General features: G+C 42.1%; 12 protein-coding genes. All 12 read left to right on the top strand.

All coding sequences use genetic code 11. From position 1 onward, the window contains the following. Positions 1 to 19: 19 nt before the first annotated feature. The 12 genes from RHS_RS07925 (at position 20) to RHS_RS07870 (ending at position 22,536) form a co-directional block, all read left to right on the top strand. Complete coding sequence (locus RHS_RS07925; RefSeq protein ID WP_047832862.1) at positions 20 to 2,425, top strand: glycoside hydrolase family 3 N-terminal domain-containing protein; 2,406 nt, start codon at positions 20 to 22, stop codon at positions 2,423 to 2,425. Between the two features lie 81 nt (positions 2,426 to 2,506). Further along, positions 2,507 to 5,203 carry a leucine-rich repeat protein gene (locus tag RHS_RS30560; RefSeq protein ID WP_395021768.1) on the top strand — a complete coding sequence of 899 codons (2,697 nt, stop codon included), beginning with the start codon at positions 2,507 to 2,509 and terminating at the stop codon, positions 5,201 to 5,203. Positions 5,204 to 5,334: 131 nt separating this feature from the next. Then, on the top strand, positions 5,335 to 7,695 hold the full coding sequence (locus RHS_RS07915) for a family 78 glycoside hydrolase catalytic domain (RefSeq protein WP_047832861.1): 2,361 nt from the start codon (positions 5,335 to 5,337) through the stop codon (positions 7,693 to 7,695). 81 nt (positions 7,696 to 7,776) lie between these two features. After that, positions 7,777 to 10,749, top strand: coding sequence for a family 78 glycoside hydrolase catalytic domain (locus RHS_RS07910; RefSeq protein ID WP_377146953.1), 2,973 nt, complete (start codon positions 7,777 to 7,779; stop codon positions 10,747 to 10,749). Between the two features lie 78 nt (positions 10,750 to 10,827). Then, a complete protein-coding gene (locus RHS_RS07905; protein ID WP_047832860.1) occupies positions 10,828 to 11,904 on the top strand; it encodes a family 43 glycosylhydrolase in 1,077 nt (358 codons plus the stop codon). Positions 11,905 to 12,049: 145 nt separating this feature from the next. Beyond that, positions 12,050 to 13,603 (top strand): DUF5060 domain-containing protein, encoded by a 1,554-nt coding sequence (locus RHS_RS07900; protein WP_395021765.1) that lies wholly within the window; start codon positions 12,050 to 12,052, stop codon positions 13,601 to 13,603. 299 nt (positions 13,604 to 13,902) lie between these two features. Further along, positions 13,903 to 15,273: an extracellular solute-binding protein gene (locus RHS_RS07895; protein ID WP_047832859.1), complete on the top strand. Its 1,371-nt coding sequence runs from the start codon at positions 13,903 to 13,905 to the stop codon at positions 15,271 to 15,273. A gap of 71 nt (positions 15,274 to 15,344) precedes the next feature. Next, positions 15,345 to 16,205, top strand: a complete 861-nt coding sequence (locus RHS_RS07890) for a carbohydrate ABC transporter permease (protein ID WP_027294475.1) — start codon at positions 15,345 to 15,347, stop codon at positions 16,203 to 16,205. Then, positions 16,202 to 17,029 (top strand): carbohydrate ABC transporter permease, encoded by an 828-nt coding sequence (locus tag RHS_RS07885; protein WP_141728679.1) that lies wholly within the window; start codon positions 16,202 to 16,204, stop codon positions 17,027 to 17,029. Before RHS_RS07890 ends, RHS_RS07885 begins: the two co-directional genes overlap by 4 nt. A 53-nt stretch (positions 17,030 to 17,082) precedes the next feature. Continuing rightward, the gene (locus RHS_RS07880) at positions 17,083 to 18,753 is read left to right on the top strand and encodes a sensor histidine kinase (RefSeq protein ID WP_047832858.1); all 1,671 of its coding nucleotides are present in this window, start codon (positions 17,083 to 17,085) and stop codon (positions 18,751 to 18,753) included. Continuing rightward, positions 18,753 to 20,207 carry a response regulator gene (locus RHS_RS07875; protein ID WP_044294736.1) on the top strand — a complete coding sequence of 485 codons (1,455 nt, stop codon included), beginning with the start codon at positions 18,753 to 18,755 and terminating at the stop codon, positions 20,205 to 20,207. The genes RHS_RS07880 and RHS_RS07875 overlap by 1 nt, the downstream gene beginning before the upstream one ends. Then, complete coding sequence (locus RHS_RS07870; protein ID WP_395021762.1) at positions 20,185 to 22,536, top strand: alpha-L-rhamnosidase C-terminal domain-containing protein; 2,352 nt, start codon at positions 20,185 to 20,187, stop codon at positions 22,534 to 22,536. The genes RHS_RS07875 and RHS_RS07870 overlap by 23 nt, the downstream gene beginning before the upstream one ends. Positions 22,537 to 22,540: the final 4 nt, after the last annotated feature.

Genomic DNA, 22,540 nt, shown 5'->3' with positions numbered 1-22,540 from the left:
GAATGGAGAAATAAAGCTTATGAATCAATCATATAGGGATACGCAACTGAGCAGTGAAAAGCGGGCAGAATTGCTTTTACAGGAAATGAACACAGAAGAAAAGCTTGCACAGCTGACCTGTTTCCTGCCTGCAAAGGATCGGATGGCGGAAGTAAAGGAGAAGTGCAGGAATGGTATTGGTGAGATCAGTACGCTGGAAATGAGAAATATTGAAAGTCTGGAAGCAGTGGCTGATTTTCAGCGGGATGTTCAGAAAATCATTATGGAACAGAGCCGCCATCACATCCCGGCAATTTTTCATATGGAAGGTTTATGCGGTGCGTTTATACAGGAAGCAGCCAGTTTCCCGGCTGGAATTGCACGAGGCTCATCCTGGGATGTTGAATTGGAGGAAAAAATTGCAGATGTTGTGTCGAGGCAGGAACGGGCAGTGGGGATTACCCATACGTTAGCTCCGGTACTGGATGTGGCAAGAGATCCCCGCATGGGAAGGCAAGGTGAGTCCTACGGGGAAGATGCAGCATTGGTATCCGCAATGGGAGCAGCCTATACGAGGGGGATTCAGCAGGGAGAAACTGCAGGAAGAAAGTCTGAAGCAGTGGCGAAACATTTTTTGGGATCCCATCATACGCAGGGAGGAATTCATGGCACTCACCTGGAAATTCCGGATCGTCTGCTGCGTGAAGTGCACGCAAAGCCGTTTCAGGCTGCAATCAGCGAAAGCGGGCTAAAGGGAATTATGCCTTGTTATTGCGGCATAGACGGAGAACCGGCATCAGCATCGGCAAAACTTCTGACCGGGCTGCTGCGGGATGAAATGAAGTTCGATGGCGTGACCGTTTCGGATTACAGTGCAATCAGCAATATTCACGAAGTGCAGCATGTCTGTGAAAGCTATACAGATGCAGGCGAGCTGTCATTGCTGGCAGGAATGGACGTGGAGACGCCAAACCGTATGGCTTTTAACGATGAACTAATGATCAGGCTGCAAAATAGTGAGAAGGGCATAAAGCGTTTAGATCAGGCAGTTCTGGGTGTGCTGACTGCGAAGTTCAGAATGGGATTATTTGAAAATCCTTATGCACTTGCCGGTCAGGAATTAAAGCAGACATTTCTGGCAGGGGATGAAGAGGAAATTGCTTTACAGGCAGCCAGGGAGTCTCTGATCCTCCTTAAAAATAATGGAATACTTCCGCTCAAAGGAGGTATAAAAAAGATTGCCGTTATTGGTTGTCATGCTGAGAATGCCAGGGTCTTCTTTGGTGACTATACCCATTTGAGTATGTCTTCAGCAGTGCTGGCAGTGGCAAACTCCATAGCAGGAATTGGTGAATCAGGAACTGCGGGGAATAAAGACGCGGTTCTGATATCGGGCACCCAGGTTCAAAGTGATGAGACAGAAGAATTTATGGAGTTATTAAAGCTTCAGAAACCAAATGTTCTGAGTTTACTGGATCAACTGAAAAAAGATCTGCCAAATGTGGAAATTAGCAGTGCATACGGTTATCCCGCAGCGGGCAGCGATGAATCCGGATATGGGAAAGCATTGGAGGTTGCAGCAGCAGCCGACCTGGTAATTATGACCCTTGGCGGCAGGTATTGCAGCTGTTCCATTGCGACTATGGGGGAAGGTGTAGACAGTTCAGATATTAATCTTCCGTCGTGTCAGGAACATTTTATCAGAGAGGCAGCAAAGCTTGGAAAGCCCATGGTGGGTATACATTTTAACGGCCGTCCCATATCCAGTGATGCAGCAGATGAATGCCTGGACGCAATACTGGAAGCCTGGGCACCAGCTGAGGGCGGTGCCAGAGCAATTTCCGAAGTGCTGCTGGGAGCATTTAATCCATGCGGAAAGTTACCCGTGTCAGTCGCTTACCACACCGGACAGCTGCCTGTATATTATAATCATCCCTGGGGATCAGCATGGCATACGGGACGCAGCATAGGTTTTCAGGATTATGTGGATTTACCTCATTCACCACGCTATTGTTTTGGCTATGGCATGTCGTATACGCAGTTTGAGTACTCCGCTTTGCATATCCAAGCGAAAGAGGTTTCTCCGGATGAAACCATTATGATAACCTGCGAAGTTAAAAATACCGGATCTGTGGATGGAACAGAAGTGGTACAGCTGTATTTTTCCGACAGCTATGCCAGTTTACAAAGACCCGTTAAGGAACTGGCGGGATTTGCCAGGGTGACTCTGATGGCGGGAGAAAAGAAGCAGGTGAAATTTATAGTGGAGCCCGGACAGCTGGCGTTTCTGGATAAAGATATGAAATGGAAGATTGAAGCAGGTGAATTCAAAGTAATGATAGGCAGTTCCTCAGAAGATATTCATTTAGAGGATTGTTTTGTAATAACGGATAGCCTTTTTATTGAGGGGAATGAGCGGGGATTTTATGCAAAGGTGGAGGGATAGATTAGAAGTGACGGGATGAGTTTATTGGGATAGAAGATTTTTTTACTTGAAAATGAAAGAGGAATATTGGGAGGAAGGAAATTGAGAAGATTAAATCTTATGAAAAAAGTGTTAGCGGGTTTTATGGCTTTTGCAATGGTGATGAATGCCGGATTGCCGGCATTGGCTAAAGAATCAGATATCATTCTGGAAAGGGAGGCAGAAAGTAAAACGGGAATAGAAGTGGAAGCGCAATCAGACCTTATGGCAGCAGAACAGAAGGGTGTGGCAGAAGGAGAAGTAACTGCTGAGGGTCTGTTGGAGGGCTATGCCAATACGACGGGTATAGACCAGGCTGACAGCCCCACCATTACGTCTATAGAAGAACTTACTGCACCGGTACCGCATCTTAAAGTTATGGTTACAATTGGCAGCTTAGGCGGATTTGATGTGCATCTTCCTCCGAAAGATAAATTTGAGGGACGCTTTTACCAATTGGTGCACCCAACATTTCTGGACCGGAATGTGTCCGATCATAATATAGCGCTTGCTTATGACAGCGGGGCATATACCCTGCAGACAAGCGGAAGCGGCTTTGTTAAGGTTGGAATTAATCTTGACGCGGCTGCAGCGCATATATCCAGAACGATTGCGAAAAATTACTATGGTTATGAGGATAAGATTTATGGCTATATTTATGGTGGCAGCGGCGGTTCCATGCAAGTAGTCGGGGCAATGGAAACCACCAACACCAAACTGCAGAATATATGGGATGGAGCGGTACCGTATATTACAGCCTCTCCGGTTTCACTTGGCAATTTTAATATCAGATTATTTGCCCGTGCTGTTCTGGAAGAGAAAGCGCCGCTTATTAAGGATGCGGTGAGTCCCGGAGGCAGCGGTGACCCTTACGCGGTGCTAAATGATATGGAAAGCGAAGTTCTGCGTGAAGTTACGAAGTTAGGCTTGCCTTTGCAGGCATGGGAGAATTATGAATATTTGCTTTTGATGAATAATCATAAAACTTTGCAAGATGCCCTGGCTGATGCAGAAGGTATTACGACCAATTCATATAATGAAAAATTCTGGACTGAGCCGGGGTACCTGGGGACGGAAGATTCAGAGCTTGGCAGGCTTTTTAGAAAATTAAGAGATTCGGGTATCAACCAGGACGGACTTTCGAATATTGCATATCACAGGCATATAGATCCAGGGATGACCTATCATACCTGGGATCATTTAAAAGATGCTGAGGGGACACCTTACTATGCACAGATCGGAGGACAGCATTCAGGCGTTGGAACAGCGTCTATGATGTCAGGCGGCGCCTCTTACTCCGGGATGATTGGCATGAAGGTTATTATGATTCAGAATCTGATGGACGTTGATTCCTTTCCAACGGACGGGGACTGGTACAGGCAAAGGGTAAGGGAACAGGGACTTGAATCAGATTTTAGAATCTGGGTTAACCAGTATGCGGATCATCAGGAGAACAAATATATGCATTTAGATCATCCATATCCCCTGGAAGATCTTCCGGAGCGTTTAATCAATTATGTGGGCAGTCTGGAACAGGCGCTGCGTGATCTGTCGGCTTGGGTGGAGGAAGGTGTGGAACCTCCTCAGTCATCCAGTTATGAAGTAGTTGACAGTCAGTTTGTATTGCCGGATGATGCTGCGTCACGCTGGGGAATACAGCCGGTAGTTGATCTGTATGCAGATGGTGCCAAGAGGGCAGACATCGCAGCGGGCGATACCGTTACGTTAGAAGCAGCAGTTCAGGTACCGCCCGGAACCGGTTCTATTGTAAGTGCCAAGTGGGATTTATATGGTGATGGTAACTTCGTTGATACAGATTATGAAACGCTGTCTGACGGTAGTGTAATCGTCAGGGGCTCTGCAGTATATACCCAGCCTGGTACTTTTTATCCCCAGGTGCGGGTAGCCTCTCAGCGTGAAGGGGATTCAGACACACCATTTGCAAGGGTAGAGAATCTGGGACGTGCACGTGTTGTTGTAAAAGCCCAGGAACCGGATCCGGAAGAAACGGAACCAGAAACGAAACCAGAAACGAAACCAGAAACAAAACCAGAGACAGAACAAGAGACTGAAAAAGGACCAGAAAATGCTAAAATTGATATCTCCAAGTCTGTTTTAAGTAAAATTGCCTCACAGGTATTTACCGGAAAAGCCATTACACCAGAGGTTCGATTAACATGCAATGGCAAGACAATGGCCAAAGATAAAGATTATACAATTTCTTACAGCAAAAATGTCAATATCGGTAAAGCAAAAGTGGTAATAACAGGCAAGGGTAATTACCAGGGCAGCCTGTCCACCACATTTGCAATCAATATGAAAAAAGGCAGGAGCTACACAATAGGCAACTACAGGTATAAAGTGACGAATGCCAGTGTCAATGGAAAAGGAACGGTAACCGTAACCGGTGTTAAAACAAAAGCATTAAAATCCATCACCGTTTTGAATACCGTAAAGATCGGAGGAAAGTCATTTCAGATAACTTCCATTGGAACTGGTGCATTTAAGAACTGCAAAAAAGCTACCAGAGCATCCATTGGAAAAAATGTGAAAACGATTGAGGCAAAAGCATTCCAGAATTGTAAAGGATTAAAGAAGATTACAATAAAAAGCACAGTGTTAAGGAAAACGGGAAAACAAGCGCTCAAAGGAATCAACAGGAATGCCAAAATCATAGTTCCCGGGAAAAAATTAAAAGCTTATACAGATCTTCTGAAAAATAAAGGACAAAAGAATACCGTGAAGATTAAAAACAGATAAACTGATTCAAGTATAGCCTCTCGGAATCTCTGATAAAAGCGGATTTTCCGGGAGACTATTTTAAAGTGGAGATAAAGAGTTCTACATAATCAGAAAGAGAAATGTATGATGAGTGAAGGGAGTTTTAGTCAATGTTTAAAAATGCAAATTGGATTGGAGTTCCAAAGCAGGAGCTTCAAAGATGTAATATTTTACAGGGAGAACAGAACAACAGATTTGCTTATTTTTATCTGGATATCCCGCTAAAAGAAACCGGTGTGCTGAAGATATGTTTATCTGCCGCAGCAAGGTACCGCATGTGGGTAAACGGGCATTCTATATTATCAGGACCCTGCAAAGGAGACCGTTATCGACAGTATTACGATGAAATCATGGTATCAAAATACCTGTGGACAGGAACAAACAGAATTGCCATTCAGGTGCTGGCATGCGATTCTTATATTGTGAATAACAGGATGAAAACCGGCACCCAGCCTTTGATTGCCTATGCAGGTCTTCCCCTGGGACACCGTCTTGCAGTCCAGGGAGGTATATTCAACGCAAAGGAAGAAAAAATTGCCGATATTACAACAGGTATCGCTGACTGGAGGGTGCGTCTGGAAGGAAGCTATCAGTTGGAGTTTCAGGAACCATATCTCACTTGGTTTGGGGCAATAGCAGAGCGTATTCCCAAGACAGCAGTGCCTTTTTCCTGGAAGAAGGCAGAAAGCCGGATAGAATTTCAAAGGGCAGAGATGCTGGAACCGGTACAGACAGATGATGGGAATGCAGGTTTTGGTAATATCGGTGCCCTTGTAATGAAAGAGCGGGAGATACCGCTGCTCTATGAAACCGAGAATACCTTTCAAAAAGAACTGCTGGAGCAGGTTATTCCAGGGGATATTCATATCGGGAAAAATACCAGAAGGGAGTTTATCCTGGATGCGGGTGAAATAAAAACAGCCTTTGTGAAATATGCATTTTCCTCTGGAAAAGATGCAAAGGTAAGTTTTACATATGCAGAACGGTTTATGGGAGGGCAGGTGGATGTAAGGCGGGATGATTATATAAACGGCACGTTGGACGGGATGCAGGATGAAATTTTTTTGGATGGTACGGAATTGCTATATGAACCTTTCTGGTACCGCACGTTTCGTTTTATTAAGATTGTAATAGAAACCGGTGACAATGAGGTGTATTTTCGAGAACCGCATTTTATGGAAACCGGATATCCCATTGAGGTACAGACCTGGGTGGATTCCTCTAACAGCTGGGTGAAGGAAGTCTGGGAAATCTGTGTAAATACGCTAAAGAGATGCATGAATGAGACCTATATGGATTGTCCCTATTATGAACAGATGCAGTTTCCCATGGATACCCGTCTGCAGGCACTGTACACCTATATTTGCAGCAATGATACCCGGCTGGCAAAAAAGGCAATTAAAGATTTTCATTATAGTATTATTCCGGACGGGCTGGTTCAGGGGAAATACCCCTGTTCCCATACACAGATTATTTCCACATTTTCACTGCACTACATCTTTATGCTTAAGGAATATTATATCCAGACCGGTGACCGGGAGACGATCAGAAGATATCGCCCGGATGTGGATCTGATATTAGATTATTATGACCGCAAGATCAAAAACGGGCTTGTTGAAAATCTGGGCTATTGGGAATTTGTTGACTGGCAGCCTGAATGGGAGGCACAAAATGGTTCCCCCGAGGCCACGGCTTATGGTGCCTCTACGATTATTAATCTGATGTATTCTTATGCACTATCCTGTGGGGCGGATATAAATGAGGAAACCGGGCGGTGCGGCGTGGCAGCAGAGTATCGTAACCGCCAGAGAAGCATATGTGATGCAGTGGAGAAACTTTGCTGGTCAGAGAAGAGGAAGCTATATCGGGAAGGACCGGAGTTTGAACAATACAGCGTTCATGCACAGGCATGGGCGGTCTTAAATAAAATGAAGGAAGGGCGCCTGGCAGGGGAGTTAATGGAACGGGCATTAGCTGGTACCGGTGTGGTTTCGTATTCTTTTTCCACCAGCTTCGAGCTGCTAGAAGCACTTGCCCTTGCCGGAAAATATGAACTGGCTAAAAGCATATTTAAACAGTGGCAGGATCTTAAGGGCAAGGGCTGTACAACCTGTCCTGAGGTGCCGGTAAACAGCCGGAGTGATTGTCATGCATGGAGTGCCCAGCCGATCTATGAGCTGATTCATCATATCCTGGGAATCCAAATAGAAGAACCGGGCTGGAAAAAGATCAGCATAAAACCCCATTTATCTTTTGTCAGTGATCTGAAAGGGGAAATGATCACACCAAAAGGGATTCTGCGTTTTCAGATGGAAAAGAAGCAGGGGGCAATACGCGGGGAAATCTTTGTTCCTATGGGTATGGAAGCATCTTATACGGACGGGGAAGGGGCAGTAATACCATTAAATATGGGAGAAAGTAATGAGATTATTGTTGATGGCCATCAGATCAGAGAAGAGAGTAAAGCTTAATTGCCGGGGAAAGTCCGGCATTACAGAGATAGTCCATGAATTTAACCTTTGTGGACTGAAAGACTCAGAATGGAGAAAATAATGAAAATTGTAAGATGCAGAACAAATCATATGAAAAACCCGTTGGGATTTTGGTTTGAACAGCCTGTTATATCATGGACAGTAACGGAAACCTTGGATAAGAAGCAGAAAACAGCCAGAATAGTAGTGGCATTGGATGCCCAATTGAACAAGATCATATATGACACCGGTAAGGATAACACACTGTCTGGCTTAGGTACGACCATCCCCATTGAACTTTTGCCGTTTACCAGATATTACTGGCAGGTATCAGTTTGGGGAGATGGGGGCGATGAAGGGGTTTCTAAGGTTTCGTGGTTTGAGACGGGGCGTCGTGATGTACCGTGGAAGTTTCACTGGATTACACCTGCATGGGAAGATAACGCCATTCATCCATATATTTGGCACAAGTTTACCCTGGAACAGCCGGTCAGATCAGCCAGAGCCTATGCAGTTGGCGTGGGGATGTATGAACTAATGTTAAATGGGTCCAAAGTGGGCAATGAGTATTTTGCACCGGGCTGTACCGTATATGAAAAGGGAATACAGTGTTACACCTATGATATCACAAAGTTTTTGGGAACAGGAGAAAATGTAATCGGGGCTATTTTAGGCAATGGCTGGGCAAAAGGACGTTTCGGTGTCTTTGGTCCGGATGTGCACTCACAGGCATCAGACAGGTTTGCTTTACGGATGGAACTGCGTATCACTCTTTTAGACGGCAGTGAAATGGAGATTGGGACGGATACTGACTGGAAATGTATAGAAGCACCGGTCATAGCAGATAGCCTTTATGACGGAGAAATCTATGATGCCCGCAAAGAAATCCGTGACGGTCAGAGGTCTGAATTCAATTTGGATAAAGGTTCTGGAACAACGGAACCGGACAATTTGGATAAAGGTTCTGGTACACTTGAACCGGACAATGCAGACCTGGATGCAGTACGGCGGTGGGAGCCGGAAAACTTAGGCAGGATTGTGGACCGGCTGTCGCTGCCGGTATGCAAAAAAGAAACGGTGAAACCTGTCTCGCTTTTTAGAACGAAGAAGAACGAACTGGTGCTTGATATGGGACAGAACTTAGCAGGGGGGCTGGCTGTACGGATACATGAGCCATATGGTACCAGGTTAAAGTTTAGTTTTGGAGAAGTATTGCAGGATGATTGCTTTTATAATGAGAATTTACGAAGTGCAAAACAGGAGTACATCTATATTGCCAATGGGGAAGAACGTATTGCAGAGCCGCATTTCGTATTCTATGGTTTTCGTTATGTTAAACTGGAGGGATTTACGAAAGAGCCGGTCATAGAGGATTTTACCGGATATGCGATGTATTCTGATTTAGAAGAAACCGGTCAGATTACCACTTCTGATCCACAGGTCAATCAACTGTTTGAAAATGCCAAATGGAGTCAGAGAGGAAATTTCGTGGACGTCCCGACGGATTGTCCGCAACGTGACGAACGGATGGGATGGACAGGAGATGCTCAGGTTTTTAGCGAAACTGCCTCCTATAATATGGAAACTTACGAATTTTATACGAAATATCTGCAGGACCTTTGGAATGAACAAAAACTTCAGAATGGAATGGTCGGAAATATCATTCCATCTTTTACGAAAAGGAAAACGGATGTCAGCGATCCGATTCAGGGTGGATCTGCTGCATGGGGGGATGCCGCGGTTATAATACCCTGGCGCCTGTATCTGCATTATGGGGATATCACGATTCTTAAGCGCCAGTATGAGAGCATGAAGGCCTGGGTAGACTGGATCAGGCGACAGGATGAGGCGGATGGCAGTTCCTGGCTATGGAGGACAGGATTTCAATTTGGTGACTGGCTGGCTCTGGATGGCAGGACAGCAGGCGGAACCCAGGGAGGCACAGATAAAGTCTACATTGCATCTGCCTACTATTCCTACTCGGCGGATTTGGTCAGCAAAAGTGCTAAGGTACTGGGTTTTACGGATGATGAAGAATACTACCGGGAATTGTCGGAGAGGGTAAAACAAGCGATTTTAAATGAATACTTTTCACCCAACGGCAGATTGACAATCAAAACCCAGACGGCATATATTCTCGCCTTATATATGGAGCTGATACCAAAAGAGTGGGAAACAAGAGTGGTGGAGGACTTAGCAAGGCGGGTGGAAGAGGATAACATGCACCTGACAACAGGATTTGTTGGAACACCGTATCTCTGCCGGGTATTGTCTGCGCATGGCTATGCAGATCATGCATACCGAATCTTTTTTCAGGAAGATTATCCGGGATGGCTGTATGAGATCAGGATGGGAGCGACAACCATCTGGGAAAGATGGAACTCCATATTACCGGATGGCAGAATATCAGACACCGGTATGAATTCATTGAATCACTATGCCTATGGGTCAATTGTAGAGTGGTTGTACCAAAGCGTTTGCGGACTGCAGATTCAGGAACAATATCCGGGATTTAAGCAGTTTGTGATAAAACCCACTCTTTGCAAAAAGCTGAAATATGCACAGGCAGACTATCAGTCACCGGCAGGCTCTATTCACAGCCGCTGGGAGGTGGCGGATAATAAGATGCAGATGAATATTACGATACCCTTTGATGCTAAGGCGGCAGTTTACCTTCCCTGTCCAAAACCGGAAACAATTGTGGGGATCGACAGTCAGCTCCTGCAGGAAGCCAGCGGCGGGTACAGGTACGCAGATCTTCCGGCAGGAGAGTATCAGATAACCTATGATTTACAATGGGATGCAGGGGCGTGCTATTCATTTGATTATTCGGTGAATGAAATGATATCGGTACCCGAGGCGGCAGATGTTTTATATGATCTGACGGATAGGATTGGGATCATGTCAAAGGATCTGGCACCGGATCTTAATAAACCACTGAGTGATGCCCTTAAGGAAATGGATCCGGCTGCCCTGGAACAAATTCGGGAACTTATGGACCTTGAGCAAATGGAACGCAGGCTTCAAATGATACCGGTAACAAGAATAAGGTGAACATGCAATTTCAGACCGGTTCCTGAGCGAACGGATATCAGGAATGAATCAATAGACAGACTTGAGGAGGTAATATAAATGTATCATACAATACGTCCCTGCCAAATCTGGCTGGATACAAACGGCAGCAGAATACAGGCACACGGTGGTTCCGTAATATATCTGGACGGCGTTTACTACTGGTACGGTGAAAATAAGGAAAAAACAACCGGCAGAGATGATATCTGGCATTGGGGAGTGCGGTGCTATGCATCGGTAGACCTGTATAACTGGGAGGATAAGGGGCTGATCATAAAACCGGATACAGAAGCTCCTGCATCTTCTCTGCATCCCACAGCGATGATGGACCGCCCGCATATTATTTACAACGCGGATACCAAAAAGTATGTTTGCTGGTTAAAAATAATGAACAAAAATGGCTCCCAGACAGAAACGATATTGACGTCCGATCACATATTAGGACCATATACAAAAGTCCGGGAAGGGCTGAAACCATTAAATATGAGTGCCGGGGATTTCGACCTAGCGGTGGCACCGGATGGAAAAGCCTATTATTATTTTGAACGGGTACACAGTGAGACGATCTGTGCTGATCTGACGCCTGACTATACGGACGTAACCGGATATTACAGTACGCATTTTCCCCATAGTGGACCACCCTATGTAAGGGAGGCAACAGCACATTTCATGAGAAAAGGCAAACATTACCTGCTTACATCGGGAACAAGCGGCTACCTTCCCAATCCTTCAGAAGTTGCTGTGGCGGATACCTGGCACGGTCCGTTTCGTGTACTTGGAAATCCCCATCCCAATGATGAATCAGGGACATCTTATCATTCACAAATTTCGTCGGTATTCAAAGTGCAGGGAAAGAAAGACCTGTATATCGCCTGCGCCGACAGATGGCTGCCTGAATTCGTACACACCGGCTACGAAGATTACCGGAAAGTATTTGAGATGGCATTTCATCCGGATGAAGAGAAAAGGAAGGATATTGATGAAATCATATCCTCAGAAGGGCTGGACAGGCATCTGGTCCATGATGTAAACAGAAATACTTCTATTGCTGATTATGTATGGCTGCCACTGCGGTTTACGGACGGCATGGTATATGTGGATTGGAAAGAGGAATGGAAGATCGAGGATTATGAGTAAGCGGCTGAATGGAAAAGAGGAATGGAAGATCGAGGATTATGAGTAAGCAGCTGAATGGAAAAGAGGAATGGAAGATCGAGGATTATGAGTAAACGGTTGAATGGTAAAGAAGAAAGCAAGCTTGCGCTATTGAGGAGGTATATAGATGAAGCAATATGATGTATTAGAAATAGATTTAATAGGATGCGATCCCGGAAATGACTGGGTGCATGTAAATGTTTTAGCGGAATTTGTACTGAATGGAAAGCATTATACCAGAAAAGGTTTCTATGCCGGAAAGGGAAGATACAAAGTGCGGTTTATGCCGGAAGAGCCGGGTATTCTGCACTATAATGTGAGCGGGATTGTGCAGGCGGCTGGACAAAAACAGGTAGAACCGGCATCCGATGGCAGGCACGGGATGGTAAAGGCTGAAGGAACTGTTTTCCGATACCAGGACGGGACAAAATACCTGCCTTTTGGTACCACTGTGTATGCTTTGCTGCACCAGGAACATCAGGTAGTGGAACAAACTATGGAGACCATGAAGGGTTCACCATTTAACAAGATCCGCTTCTGCGTATTCCCCAAACACTATGCATTTAATGATAACGAACCAAAGCTCTTTGCATTCGAGAAAAATGAAGAGGGCAGCTGGGATGTGAACCGTCCATGCATGGAATTCTGGGAAGAACTGGAGCTGCGCATTTCACAGTTTGATGAAATGGGGGTACAGGTAGATTTAATTTTATTCCATCCCTATGATCACTGGGGGTTTATGCATCTTAATCAGGGAGAATGCCTTACTTATCTGGAGTATGTGATGCGAAGGATTTCAGCATATCCAAACGTATGGTGGTCACTGGCTAATGAATACGAACAGATGACAGATTTTACAAAGGAACGCTGGGAAGAAATGGCGGCCTTTTTAGGAAGAAATGATGGGGGCGGGCATTTGTTAAGCAACCACAATTTTGTACATCCGTGGGATTTTTCCAATACGGATACCACCCATGTCTGCTTGCAGGATGCGGATGCCCCCAAAATACCGGCATTGTTCAGGAAATTTGGTAAACCGGTTATCTATGATGAACTTGGCTATGAAGGAAATATTCCCTACAGCTGGGGAAATCTGTCTGCGTTTGAAATGGTGAACCGTTTCTGGAAGATCGTCTGCTATGGGGGATATGCCACTCATGGGGAGACTTATATGGACGAGATGAATGATGATCAATGTCTATGGTGGAGTAAGGGCGGAATCCTAAAAGGGCAAAGTATGGAGCGGATAGGCTTCTTAAGAAAATTGACAGAGTCATTTCCGGGAACGCCGGTTTTATTTAAGCCGGAAGACAGTCTGCAAATAGAGAACCGGGCGCAGTTAAAACAAATGCTGGAACAGAATATACCCGGCGTCAGTGATAATCCTGTATATATCTGCATGTCGAACATGACAGATGAAGAATTCACCCATATGCTGGAGTTCTTCACAGATCCGGTTATTCATGTGGGGAAAGAGGTGTATCTGAAGTACTTTGGAGACATGTGTACGATTTATGGTAAAATGCAATTACCGGAAGAACATCTTTATACCGTGGAGATCATCGATGTATGGGAGATGACTAGGACAGTTGCAGCTGAACATGTGAATGGTATTTTTGAAGTGAAACTTCCGGGAAAACCGGGGATTGCCATACTGGCGGCAAGGGAGACTGGGGAATAGTAAAGGGATTGCTATGCAATATTAATATGTTTTCTAACATGAGAAATAAAGCCGGGTATCAATATGATACTTGGCTTATTTCGATTAAGTGCGGATAGAACGCGTTGAAAATTCATACCTGCCATCTGCATGCTGTCAGAAGCAATTTTAAAACACATTCCATTGTACGTTCTGTATTAAAAAATTATCCTTGGATTTTACATGCAACTTCCTTTAAAATTCTATGGCAAAAGTTTTAATAATCATCTAGAATAGCACTACAAAGTACACATCGATGTATCATGTTAAAGGAGGATTATATGAAAAGGAAATTAGTAACATTAGTTATGGCATCAGTAATTATTACAGTTACTGCATTGGCAGGTTGTGGAAATGACAATGGTGGTAATACGGGAACAGTTAAGACGACGGAGGTTACAGATAAGGGAAAAGACACTGAGAAAACGGATAGACCAGAAACTGAAAATGAAGAAGAAGTAACATTGACAGTAGGATATCCTACCAGTTTTGTACCGGATGCTTTTGAGGTAGTGGCAGAGATGGCGAAAGAGCAGATGGGGATAACAATAGTGGCTCAGCCGTATTCCGATGCAGATGAGACAACCCTGCGTTCGCTGCTGGCCAGCGGTGAGGCACCCGATTTGATATTTTATAATTCTGGAAGTCTTATGAAGCGTTTGAATCCCTCGGAATATTTCATTGATATAAGTACCTATGAAAACCTGATGAATCGAATCGAGGATACTTTTAAGAGTTCTGTGACAGTAGATAAAGCAGTATATGGAATACCTCAGTCTGCATCAATGGGTGGAGGGGTTCTTTACAACAAAGAAATGTATAAGAAATACGGATTGAAAGTGCCGAAAACATGGGATGAGTTCCTACAGAATTGTGAAGTACTAAAAGAAGCAAAAGAAACTGCAGTGATAGGAACCTTTGGCTCTTCATGGACAAGCCAGCTGGTATTTTTGGCGGATTATTACAATATCACTGCTGAAGAACCGGATTTTTCAAAAGAATTTGAATCTGGAAAAGCGAAATATGCAACTACACCAATAGCAGTCCGCAGTTTTGAAAAATATGCAGATATTATTCCTTATTACAATGAAGATTATGCAGTGGCTACCTATGATGATGGATGTGTGATGCTGGCCGAAGGAGAAGGGTGTCATTATTTTATGCAAACACAGGCATTATCTAATATTTATTCATTATACGGTAAAGATGTGGTAGACAAGATTGGTTTTTTTGCGGTTCCTGGTGATGATGCAGATAAAAACGGAATGACTGTATGGCCTCCAAATGCAGTATATGTAAGCAAGGACAGTGACAAAATAGATGCAGCGGTAAAATTTCTGGAGTTTTACATATCTGATGAAGCCCTGGATGCATACAGTGAAATTCAGTTACCAACAGGTCCTTACAGCGTCGTTGGATATGCATCAAAAGGGGAAGCTTTTAAAGCGGTAGAAGAAGATATGCAGGTGTATTTTGACGAGGGGAGAACAGCGCTGGCGCAGGAATATGAAACACCAGTGAAGGGACCGGGATGTGAATCTATATGTGTTGAAGTAGCTAACGGACAAGTGACTGGTCAGGAAGCAGCTGTGAAATATGATAAGGATTGTTATAAACAAGCTGTACAGCTGGGACTGGATTGGAGTGAATAGCAAAAGGATATGGGCTGTGTGTCTTGAATAATAAGGCTCACAGCCTGTTTTAAAGCAGAAAGGAATTGAGCATGAAACAGGAAAAAATGTATTCACATAAATTTTTACTGCCGGCAATGATTGTATTTGGGGTGTTCTTTATGATTCCAACTGTTATATCTATTTACTATAGTATGACGGTTTGGAACTTTGACACGGCTACATTTTGTGGATTTGATAATTATAAAATGTTTTTTGATGATTCATCTTTATCGATAGGAATTAAAAACACACTTATTTATTCTATTCTAACGAGTGGTACAAAAGTTTTGCTGGCATTTGTTATCGCTTTATTTTTAACAGGAAGATTAAAGAGCAAGACATATATTCGATCTGCTGTGTTTTTTCCGAATCTTGTTAGTACTATTGCAGTTGGGATTACGTTTAGCAGCTTGATGCATCCAACAAAAGGTATGATTAATAAAATAATAGAGTTGTTTGGATTAGCTGGCGTGAATTGGCTGGGAAATGCGGATATTGCATTATATTCTGTTGTTTTAGTGGATATATGGAAAGGGTTGAGTGTTGCAGTAATTATATATATTGCTGGAATACAGTCAATCGATCGTACCTATTATGAAGCTGCTGAGATTGATGGAGCCAATAAATGGCAGAAGATGAGGTATATCACCGTACCGTTATCTGCAAGTGCCAGAAATTCTGTAATAATTCTATCGTTTATTGGGGGAATTCGAAGTTTTGATCTGATATGGTCTATGACAGGTGGTGGTCCTGGATTTGCAACAGATACGTTAGCGTCAATAGTATACAAACAGTATGTCAGTGGTTTTTATGGACTTTCAACAGCAGGCAATGTGATTATGCTAGTGCTGATTATCGTATTGGCAGTACCGCTGCAGAGCTATTTATACCGTAAGGAGGCACAATTATGAAAAAGTATAAGATATGCTGGTTAAAAGAAGGTATCGGATGTTTCATGGCAACGTTTATTTTTGTCCTCCCCTTTCTCTTTATGCTGTTTAATTCTCTAAAAAGCAGACCTGAAGCTAACAGATTGAGTTTCTCTCTGCCGACGGAACTGCATTTTCAGAATTATATTGAAGTGTTCACAAATAACAATTACCAAATTGTTATGGCATTTAAGAACAGTGCAATTTTAACACTGGGAGCAGTGACTTTACTCATTTTCTTTTGCTCGATGGCAGGCTACGTGATACAAAGAAGAAGAAGCGGCATGACTAAAATAGCTAATCTGATGGTTATGATTGGTTTAATGCTGCCGCCATCCATCTTACCAACGATTTGGCTGCTTAAAATATTTCATATCTACAAGACAATGTTTGCAATGATTTTGATTGAAACTTCGCTATTAATTCCGTTTACAATAATGCTGTATCGTGGTTTTGTGGGAACAATTCCGGTCGAACTTGAAGAGGCTGCTTATATAGATGGATGTTCATCATGGAAAGTGTTTTTTAGAATTATTTTCCCGCTGCTTAAGCCTGTTACGGCAACAGTGATTATTTTAAATGCCGTAACAGTATTTAATGATTTTACAAATCCGTTATATTTTCTTCCGGGTTATGAAAATTCGACGGTTCAGTTAACCTTATTTAATTATAAAGGAACTTTCCAGAGCTCATACAATTTATTGTTTGCTGATATCATTATAATTATAGTTCCTATGCTTATTTTGTTTCTGATTTTTAATAGAAGAATTGTAGAAGGAATGGTGGCAGGTTCCGTAAAAGGATGATTGCAGGCAGCTGAATCTTCCGATATACTTAGGTTAAATTAGGAGGTTATGATATGAAATATAGCCGGAAGGTATTTTTCCTCTTTGCAGCAATGGGAATTATTATTGCAGTGATATCATTTAGTTTTTACTATAACCATAAAATTCAAGTATATGAAAAGGAAGAACAGGCGGTACTAAAAAAGCAGGCGGAACAGATTGGTAACAAGATGAATACGGCGGTGGAACAGATGGAATTTGCAATAAGCTTTATTTTATCTGATATAGATGTTCTTAACGGCATGAAGATACTAGTATCTGAAAATAAACGTCCTGAAGTGAAATATGATGTGGCAGAAGCCATTAGAAGTATACGCATTAATTTGGGGGCGTGGTATCTTAATCGTAATTTTTCTAATGTAATTGTATTCAACAAAGATGGGACAGCTATAACGAAATCAGGTAAACTGAATGAAGAATTTGTGAAATCTGAATTAAAGGAACAAAATTATCAGGAGATGACTGAACATAAGAAACAGGGCAGGATAATTCGTTCGGTTCATCCAAGTAATTGGGATGACAGTAATAAACATGTCATATCCATGGTACAGGAAGTCAAAGGATATCAAGGTACTTATATTGAGGTAGAATATGACATTACAAAGTTGGAACTGCCAGATGACATAAGTTATATTATTCACGATAGTCAGGGGAATCCCCTGATTGATAATATTCAAAACAGCAATGATCAGGAAATTATTAATAGTTTTTCATCATCTTTGACAGGAATCAAAGCGTCTGTTCTTGCTGATGGTAAGATACTTAAATCAAAGGCACGTATGGCATCGTATCCGGATGTAATTATTATCCTGGTATTTATTATCGTTATTCTGATTTTTGTTCAGCTTTCAACCCGTTATTTAACGAAACCAATTATTGAGATATCGGATTTAATTGAAAAGAAGGATATTGAAAATCTCAGAGACCCTTTTGTTTTTCATTCAAATATTAAAGAAGTTGAATCTCTCGGAAAATCATTTGATCATCTGCTGAAGCGGCTGGATCATTCACTGGAACTTGAAAATAGGGCAGTGAAGCTGCAGATGCAGGCTCAATTTGATGCGTTGCAGGCGGGTGTTAATCCGCACTTTATTTTCAATGTGTTAAATATTATAGCAAACCGGGGAATGAAAGCGAATGATGACATGATTTGCCGCATCTGCAGCAAGCTTGGTGCCATTTTACGCTATTCCACTAATACGCGGGAACGGGAAGCCCCTGTAAGTGAGGAAATACAGTATCTCAAAAATTATTTCTTTCTGATACGTGAGAGGTTTAAAGAAGATTTTACTTATGAATTTATGATTGACAAAGATATGGAAAATATGATGATCCCCAAACTTGGATTACAGCAACTCGCTGAAAACAGCATTAAACATGGTTTTGGCGGATCTAAGATGAATGTTGTGGTTAGGGGCGAAAAGTTAACAGATGGTTGGTTATTAGCTATTCAGGATGATGGCTGTGGATTTCAAGAAGAGAAATTAAAGAATGTTAGAATGAAAATCGAAGAAGCTCGTAATGAACTGTTATGCAGCCAGCCTGGGTTTGAAATTGGAGGAATGGGAATTGTAAATACTTATCTGCGCTTTTTTCTGATATATGGAGAAAGATTGAGTTTTAATATAGAAAATAATGACATCGGTGCATTAGTGACTGTGAAGATATGCCAGGAGGATAAATAATGTATAGAGTAATACTAGTGGATGATGAGGTTGCAGCAATCGAATATATCCAAGGGATTATTGAGTCAAAATGCACAGGCTTTGAAGTAGTGGGAACAGCGAAAAGCGGAGAAAAGTGCCTTGAAGTTTTTGAGCGTTCGGGAGCAGATGTGATAATTACCGATATTAAGATGGCTGGTATAGGTGGAATGGAGCTAATTGAAGAGATAAGAAGAAGAAATCGGGATATTCAGCTCATTATTGTAAGTGGCTACTCAGAATTTGAATACGCAAAGAAAGCGATTACCAATCAGGTTTTTGAATATATCTTAAAGCCCGTGGATCCGGAAGAATTTACAAATATTATGGTAAGGCTTTTTCAAATGTTGGAAAATCTGGAACTCAGCGAGAAGAAACAGCTGTTCAAGGACTTATGTCAGGGAATCGCAGTGGAAAAAGAAAAACTTAAGAGATTTTTTGGAAATGAAGAATATTATGCATTTCTGTTGCGAAGAAATCATTTGCCTGCTCAGTTTCGGGATAATAAAAATGCGGAAGTAGTGACTAATATCTATGGTTCATACTTTCTATATGCCAGGGATGAGGAGGAAGCATTTTATCTGTTACCAAAGAGCTGCTTGAATTCAAAAAGAGAACTGAAATTAATAATAAAGAAGTGCAGCGAGAAATTTTATCAGGAACAGGGATTTTTAACAATTGTTGAAATTCCAAGAGCTTTCGGTATCGATATGATGACGACATTAATTGGTGAAGTTTATAAGACACTGCAACAATGTTTAATCTGTGGAATCAGTCAAAATATTGTTCTTAGAGAACAACAAGAACCGGTTGATATTAATGAGGAAGAGCAGGACAGAATACAGAAGATTGTATTTTATTTAAGTAAAAAACAATATATTAAAGCAAAAGCAGAGCTTAAAATACTGTGTTTAAGTTTTGAAAAACGTCGAGTTGTGCAAGTACAGGTAGAAACTGCGATCAAAAAAATTTGCCGCTGTAGTTATTATAACAATGATAGTGAATATCTCCTGAATGAGATATTGTATCATTCTTTAAGTATAGAGGAGTTATTTCAAAATATCTGTGATTTTCTGTTTAAAGAAGAGAAAGAAGGAGGAAAATTGGATACACCTGAGTATTTCGAATCTGTTTGCCGTTTTGTGGAGAGTCACTTGGCAGAGCATGTTTCATTACATTCAATTGTAAATGAATTCCATGTGTCACAAAGTCATTTGAGTTATATTTTTAGAAAATATGCCAATCAGTCGTTTAATATGTATCTAACATCAAAAAGAATTGAAAAAGCAAAACAGATTCTCATGAGAGACCCGGATATTCTAATTAAAGATGTAGCTCTAATGGTAGGTTTTCGTGATCAATTTTATTTTAGCAGAGTTTTTAAAATGTATACAAATGTGAGGCCAACAGAGTATGGGAGCAAGAATGATGGATAAAAAGTTAGAATGGAAAGAAGCAATGTGGCTGGGGATACCAATGAGTGAGAAACGCAGATGGAATATTCTGCATGGAGATTTGAATGGACGTTATGCATATTATCGATGCGTAGTTGAGAGTGGAGAAATCGATAAAGCGGTAATTAATATAACCGCTAATTCCAGATACCGCTTGTGGGTCAATAGTCATTCAGTATTATCTGGTCCCTGTAAAGGAGATCGTAACCGACAGTATTATGAAACTGTGGATATTACCAGATATATGAAGACCGGTAAAAATATTCTGGCAGTTCAGGTGCTATTTTGTGATCCTAATGCAGTATCACACCAATATCAGGAACGTGCTCCTATATTTGCAGTATCATCGCTGCCAGCAGGGCATTTACTGGCAGTAGAGGGGAAGGTTTACGGTAAAGGAAAAGATGTAGATCTGACGACGGGAAAAGCACCCTGGCGGGTATATCTAGATGGTAGTTTTTATTTGATATCAGATGAAATAACAATGAATCTGGGGGCTGTTTTAGAAAATATTGATTTTAGAAAACACCCTTTAGGATGGAAGACGGAGCAGTTTGATAGCAAAGGATGGGCAGAACCGCTTAGATGGGGGCTGGTAAAAGCGGATGGGTTGATGGAAAAGGTGGGTCTTTATGGTGCTTTCAGAATACAGGAGCGTGAGATACCGTTGCTTTATGAAGAACAGCAGTTGTTTACAGAAAAATGTAATCCGGAGCTTCTGGTACGAGAAAAATGCATGTTGATAAAGCCTGACAGCTGTCAGAAAATAATTCTTGATGCAGAGAAGCATACGAATGCCTATCTTAAATTTCAGTTTTCAAAGGGAACCGGAGCAAAAGTTCGTATTACATATAGTGAGAAATATAGTGCAGCAGGAAGTGAAATAAAAAGGACAGATTATAAGAACGGAGAACTCCGGGGAGAAACGCACCAAATAATTTTGCCCGGTCAATTATTTACTTATGAGCCTTTTTGGGTGAAGACCTTTCGATTTATTTGTATCGAGGTTCAGACCGCTAAAGAAGAAGTACAGCTTTATCTTCCTCAGATGTATAGAACGGGATACCCGCTTATGATTGAATCTACTATTAAATCCTCGACAATCTGGATTGAAAGATTATGGGACATGTGTATTCGTACACTGCAAAATTGTATGATGGAAACCTATATGGACTGTCCCTTTTATGAACAAATGCAGTTTATTATGGATACCCGGTTACAGGCGCTGTTTACCTACTCGGTGAGCAGTGATGTGAGACTGGTAAAGAAAGCGCTCAAGGATTTCCATTATTCAATGATTCCGGATGGATTAATTCAAGGGAAATATCCAAGTGCATTTCCACAAATTATTTCGACATTTTCCTTACATTTTATTTATATGCTGGAAGAATATTATCTACATACAAAAGATATAACAGAGTTACTGCGTTACCGGGTTGATGTTGATTCTATTTTATCGTACTACGAGCTGCATATTGGGAATGAAGGATTAGTGGAACATCTTGGTTACTGGCAATTTGTTGACTGGCAGGAAGCCTGGAGAGATAATATGGGGGTTCCAACGGCTGCTTTAACCGGACCATCAACGATTATCAATCTGATGTATGCGTACGCATTAAAATGTGGTGCCCGCATTAACGAAATTACCGGAAGATATGGTATGGCAGAAGAATACACACAGCGGCAACAGAATGTATTGATCCAAGTTCAGAAGTTGTGCTGGGATGAAAAGAATGGTTTATATAAAGAAGGTCCAGATACTGACCAATATAGCCAGCATGCACAGGCTTGGGCCATTTTAAATAGAATGGTTACCAAAAAAGAAGGAAGTATTATACTGAAGAAAACACTTGATTATCCAAATATTCTTCCGTGTTCTTTTTCTACCTCTTATGAATTATTCAGGGCATTTGAGTGGGTTGGAGACTATTATCTAACGCAGGGATTTATGGAGAAATGGAAACGCCTGATTGAGTGGGATTGTACAACTTGCCCGGAAGAGCCTGAAAACGGACGAAGCGAATGCCATGCATGGAGCGCCTTACCACTTTTTGAATTTAGCAGAAGTATTGCAGGTATCAAGATGGGAAGTCCAGGGTGGGAGACTGTTTTGATCCAGCCAAATCTCGACTATGCAGATGATATAGCAGGTAGTGTAGTAACTCCAAGGGGCAATATAAATTTTGACTTCTGCAAGTGCGAAGGAAGGTATAGGGTAAATATACCAAAAGGGTTAACTGGAGAGTTCATTATGCCGGATGGATGCCGAAAACCAATTGGAGAAGGAGTCACAGTTCTTGAGTGTGTTTGAAAAT

Origin of the sequence: Robinsoniella sp. RHS (assembly GCF_001029355.1) — a bacterium.
Taxonomy (GTDB): domain Bacteria; phylum Bacillota; class Clostridia; order Lachnospirales; family Lachnospiraceae; genus Robinsoniella; species Robinsoniella peoriensis.
The sequence above is the reverse complement of the archived record's forward strand: the minus strand, read 5'-3'. Positions and strand labels throughout refer to the sequence as shown.